This window comes from Clostridium chromiireducens (assembly GCF_002029255.1).
Classification (GTDB): Bacteria; Bacillota; Clostridia; order Clostridiales; family Clostridiaceae; genus Clostridium; species Clostridium chromiireducens.
Genome location: NZ_MZGT01000140.1, coordinates 1 through 5094 on the forward strand (window position 1 = coordinate 1; position 5094 = coordinate 5094).

3 protein-coding genes and 2 rRNA genes are annotated in these 5094 nt (G+C 33.0%); 1 reads left to right on the plus strand and 4 read right to left on the minus strand.

All coding sequences use genetic code 11. From position 1 onward, the window contains the following. Window positions 1-173: 173 nt before the first annotated feature. Together CLCHR_RS23715 and CLCHR_RS23720 are read right to left on the minus strand one after the other, a co-directional pair. Complete coding sequence (locus CLCHR_RS23715) at window positions 174-1808, minus strand: tetratricopeptide repeat protein (protein WP_079442410.1); 1635 nt, start codon at window positions 1806-1808, stop codon at window positions 174-176. 178 nt (window positions 1809-1986) lie between these two features. After that, a complete protein-coding gene (locus CLCHR_RS23720; RefSeq protein WP_079442411.1) occupies window positions 1987-3381 on the minus strand; it encodes an MATE family efflux transporter in 1395 nt (464 codons plus the stop codon). Window positions 3382-3631: 250 nt separating this feature from the next. Here CLCHR_RS23720 and CLCHR_RS23725 point away from each other — a divergent pair, with 250 nt between their 5' ends. After that, window positions 3632-4432: an AraC family transcriptional regulator gene (locus tag CLCHR_RS23725; protein WP_079442412.1), complete on the plus strand. Its 801-nt coding sequence runs from the start codon at window positions 3632-3634 to the stop codon at window positions 4430-4432. A gap of 59 nt (window positions 4433-4491) precedes the next feature. Here CLCHR_RS23725 and rrf read toward each other — a convergent pair. Continuing rightward, window positions 4492-4608, minus strand: a 5S ribosomal RNA gene (rrf, locus tag CLCHR_RS23730). Between the two features lie 263 nt (window positions 4609-4871). Next, window positions 4872-5094, minus strand: a 16S ribosomal RNA gene (locus tag CLCHR_RS23735); the annotation flags it as partial.

Consider the following 5094-nt stretch of genomic DNA (forward strand, 5'->3'; position numbering starts at 1 on the left):
ATATTTTTACTCTATTATATTCTACAATAAAACTTGATCTATTTCTTATGTTAACACATAGAAAAATCACCTTAAAGTGCTTTTATAATACTTTAAAGCGATTATCCTTATTATTTTCTTATAAAGTTTTTATTGTTTCTATTTACTTAAAAAATAATTATAAAATCAAAATTCTACTGCGCGTTTAATATATCCTCAATCATACCTTTTAAATTCTTACCTTCTTCAAAGTCTGGATCTAAAGCAATAGATTTTTCTGCATACTCGAGTGCTTTATCAATTTGCTCAAGATTATAATAACAAAGTGCAATTTCATAATTCGTTTCAGGACATTCACCATAAAATTCTAAGGATGATTCAAAGAATTTCAGAGCATCCTCATCATGACCTAGATATCCTAATATTGAACCAAAATGATATCCTAAATCTCCTTCTTCACCAATTGGGAAATAATACTCCCAAACTTTGTTGATAGCATCAATAAATTCATCTTTGGGGAAGTCTTCTTCATTTGGTATTCTTTCAAGTAATATATTATATAATTCAAGTAAGGTTCTTGAATCCCATACCGTAAATCTTAAGAATGTCAAAAGTTCTTTGGTAGTTAAAGATTTACTTAAAGGCATAACTGCTTTTTTCATAATATAGAAATCATCTGGTCCTATGGTTTCAATAACTTCGTTATAAGCCATTGAAGTCTCTATAAGATCCTTATCATTCTTACTTAATAAAAACAGCGATACATTTATATTTTCATGTTCATATATGCTATGTATGGCTTTTCCGCCGAGCTCCTTAAAATATAACTCTATAGCATGGAAGTTTACTGTCATTGAAATACATCCATGTTTTGATAAGTATGGGTGATAGTTTTTATGCATAGCTTCTTCATTTTTATAACCTTTGTCAGCAGATATTAATATTACGTCATCGTTAAATAACTTTCTTAATCTTGAGATACATCTTAATCCAATTATAGGCATGTAAAAGGCTGTATCCTCCAATGAATATTTATAATGCATCAGAACATTATTAAAATTATTATCTTCGTAATAGTCATTGCCCTCAATTTGTTCATCTGTGTAATAATAATCCAAACCTGCTAAGATTGATTTATCATTAGGATCACCTTTTTCTTCTGGAGAAGTTATTGTAATTAAGCCTTCATAAATTTTCCCATCGTTAACGTAAAAAGTATCTTGAGGAAGACTATCAAAAGTATAATTAGCAAATAAAATTAAAGGATTTTTCATTTTACCACTTGATAGAACTTCACCGCTATGTCTAAGCCTAATCTCTTCATCATTAGCTATGTCAAATGTTGCACAGTCAAGTACTCCTGATTCAAAATAAGGCTTTAAAAAACTGTGGCTTTGCCAATATTCAATATTTCTCTCAGCAAAATCTGTTACTATATATTTAAACTTTATCCCTTTTAGAGAAGAATTTTCAATCATATGTAAAAATCTTTTTAGAAAAGTATAGGTAAATCTTCCTACCCCTGCTGCAAGCTCCATTATGTATATAACAGTATCTTTATCTGTATCTTCCCTTGCAACATAATCTCGTAAGTATCCAAAGACAGTTTTAGCATATTGGTTTGCAATATAGGGATTTGTTGTTATATATTGAGGTACAATCCCTTTAATCCACGCCTCTGGCCCTTGATTTGCAAAAAACTCCGTTTGTAATTTCCACAACATGGACTGTGATAATGGCTTTTCAGCCTCAACTATAGCACCTTGACTCTCATTGACTTTTGAATTAGAAATCCTGGTAATACTATATTTTTTATTTTTTTCTGACAAAATAATTCCTCCCTAAGTGTAGTACATCAATTTCAACTAAAATATCATTAACAAACTGATTATACTATTGTAATTACATTATGTATAGGCATTTAGCATAATAAAAGAACTACGTAAAAACGTAGTTCTCTTCATAATCTTAATTTCAAAACTCTCTTAATCTTATTATTATATTTCTCTATTTGCCCTCTGCACATTTTCCATAATCCAAAGTCTTCTCAGCGGGTTTAACTAATGATTTTTCTTGCCACTTACCCTGCCTGTACCGTATCACACTTGCTATAGCTGTAATAGTCCAAGTAAGTCCACTAGTTAACCATAGGCTCCAAACGCCTAAAAAAGGAATCATAGCAAGGCTACTTGAAAATCCGACTCTTCCGATTACTTCCACAAAACCATTAATCATAGCATAAAATGCATCTCCTGTACCATTTAAAACTCCTCTAGTAACATAAATCATTCCAAGAGAGAAATACGCACAGCTAGTAATCTTTATTGCCTTTTCACCAAGATTTATTACAGCTTCATCTGTAACAAATACTTCCATAATAGCATGTCCACCAAATTGTGCTGCCAAAAGTGCTACCATACTAAACCCAGCTACTATTAAAATGCTTTTATGGTATCCCTTTTTAACTCTATCAAGTTTATTAGCCCCCATATTCTGACCTGCAAATGTGGACATAGCAGCACCTAAAGAATTGAAAGGCTGTTGTATTAGCTGCTCAACCCTGCTGGTGGCAGTAAATGCCGCAATGGCTGTCTCCCCAAAACCATTTACAACGCTCTGCAATGCCACTAGAGACACTGCAATCAATGAATTCTGCGCTGCTACAGGAACACCTATCTTTATGCATTTAGTAATAATTGACTTGTCTATTTTCCAGTGTTCTTTTTTTAATTTGAAGTATGGGTTCTTAAGCAATGCAAAGGTTAAGCACCCCAAAGCAGCACATGCCTGAGAAATGACTGTAGCAAAAGCCGTACCTGATACACCAAATCCAAATTTTAAAACTAAAATCAAATCCAAAACAACATTAACTGCACAAGAAACAATTAAAAAAATAAGAGGTGTTGTTGAATCTCCTAAAGCTCTAAGTATAGCGGCTATAGCATTATAAGACCCTACTGCTATCATTCCTCCTGATGCTATTCTTAAAAATGCTACGGAATCATTTAAAATTTCAGGCGGCGTATTTAAAAGCTGCAAAACCTGACGTGCAAAAACAACTCCTATTATACTCATAATTATCCCTGATGCTCCAATTACATAAGCTGAATTAGCTATAGCTCTTTTTACTTGTTCTTCTTTCTTAGCACCAAAATATTGTGAGATAATAATACCTATTCCAACTGATAATCCAAGGCATACTGAGAAAAAAAGAAAGCTTAACGAACCACAAGCACCTACTGCTGCTAAAGCATTAGCACCAACATACTTTCCTACTACAATAGAATCAATTAAGTTATAAAATTGTTGAAATACATTACCGATAAGCATCGGCCAAGTAAACTTTATAATATGGGAAACTTCATTCCCTTTTGTCATATCATGTATGTATTTTATTGACATAATTAAAAACTCTCCCTCTTTTGTTTTCTTCAATACTACATGTATTTAGCAAATTAGGCTAGTAAAATATTAACACAATATGGACATATATTGCAGTACATGTTATATTTTTTATATTCTATTGAATTCAAAAAGCATATTACATTCTGTCTTCCACAAAAACTTTTAAGGCTAATATTTTCTTTGACTCTATGTAATATTTTATTGCTTTCCATGTATTAATAGATATATAAAATAATCGGAGGTCTTTATGTACCCTTTTTTCGAAGCAAATAAATCTGGCGACCAAAATTTTTTTAGTTCGAAAATTTTGGACAATTTCACTTTTCCACCCCATCTACATCCATATGTAGAGATAGTATATGTTATTGAAGGCTCCATAGAAGTCACAATAAACGATTTTTCACGCTCTCTTAGCGTAGGCGAGGCTTCCGTGTGCTTTCCTAATGATATACATAGTTTTAATAATGAAGAATTCTCAAAAATCTTGCTATTTATTTTCTCCCCTGACCTTACTGGCAGTTTTTTTGGTACACGAATGGATAAGACATTGGAAAATCCCTTTATGTACAAGGCTACCATTGATGAGGGAGTAAGCTCCCTTTTATATATGCTACATGATGAATTCATAAAATATAATAACAAATATGTTGTTAAAGGCCTTTTGTATACAATACTCGGAAAACTTGAGCCTCATTTTACCCTAAAGAATAGCAGTCATTTTTATAACATTACAATTCAAAACCTGCTTAAATACATCGAGGTTCATTACCAAGAAAAAATTTCATTAGAAAGTATAGCTAAAGATTTAGGCTTCAGTAAATTCTATCTCTCAAGAATCTTTTCCAACAAAATCGGCTTCCAGTTTAATGATTATGTAAACAGACTACGAATAAATAAAGCTCAAAAGCTGCTTAGTGAAACAGATCTTCCAATCACAGTAATAGCTTTGGAGTGTGGATTTGAAAGTCAGAGAAATTTTAATAGGATTTTTAAAGAGCTCACGTCCCTTACTCCAACTAAGTTTAGAATCACATTATCCAATCCTTAATTCTATTTATAATTTATAACAAACAAAAAAAGATAGTCCTACGACTATCTTTCCTAATTACCTCGCAACGTCCTACTCTGCCACACAGTCTCCCATGCAGTACCATCGGCGCTATAGACCTTAACTTTCCTGTTCGGAATGGGAAGGAGTGTTACCTCTATGCCATCATCACGAGATGCTAGTTCATTCCAAATCTCTGATTTTGTCTAATGAACTGTACACCAACGAACGAATGTGAGTTAGTGTTTCCTTTAAAAAGAAACTTTAATTCGAACTATTAATTTGGTTTTCAGTATTCACATACTTGAAAGAAAATTGTTCTTTCAAAATTAAACAGAATAAATACTTAAGTAACCTTTGAGTAAGTATTTTATATTTTAATACATACAATGATGTATTTGTACTAGTTAATCATAATGTTAACTAGATTTCTCCATAGAAAGGAGGTGATCCAGCCGCAGGTTCTCCTACGGCTACCTTGTTACGACTTCACCCCAATCGCTGACCCTACCTTAGGTCGCTGCCTCGCTTTCGCGTTAGCTCACGAACTTTGGGTATTGCCAACTCTCATGGTGTGACGGGCGGTGTGTACAAGGCCCGGGAACGTATTCACCGCGACATTCTGATTCGCGATTACTAGCAACTCCAGCTTCATGTAGGCG

Bases quoted from the DNA above. Each gene is read 5' to 3' on its own strand.
- CLCHR_RS23725 (WP_079442412.1), top strand. From the start codon at position 3,632: ATGTACCCTTTTTTCGAAGCAAATAAATCTGGCGACCAAAATTTTTTT.
- CLCHR_RS23720 (WP_079442411.1), bottom strand. From the start codon at position 3,381: ATGTCAATAAAATACATACATGATATGACAAAAGGGAATGAAGTTTCC.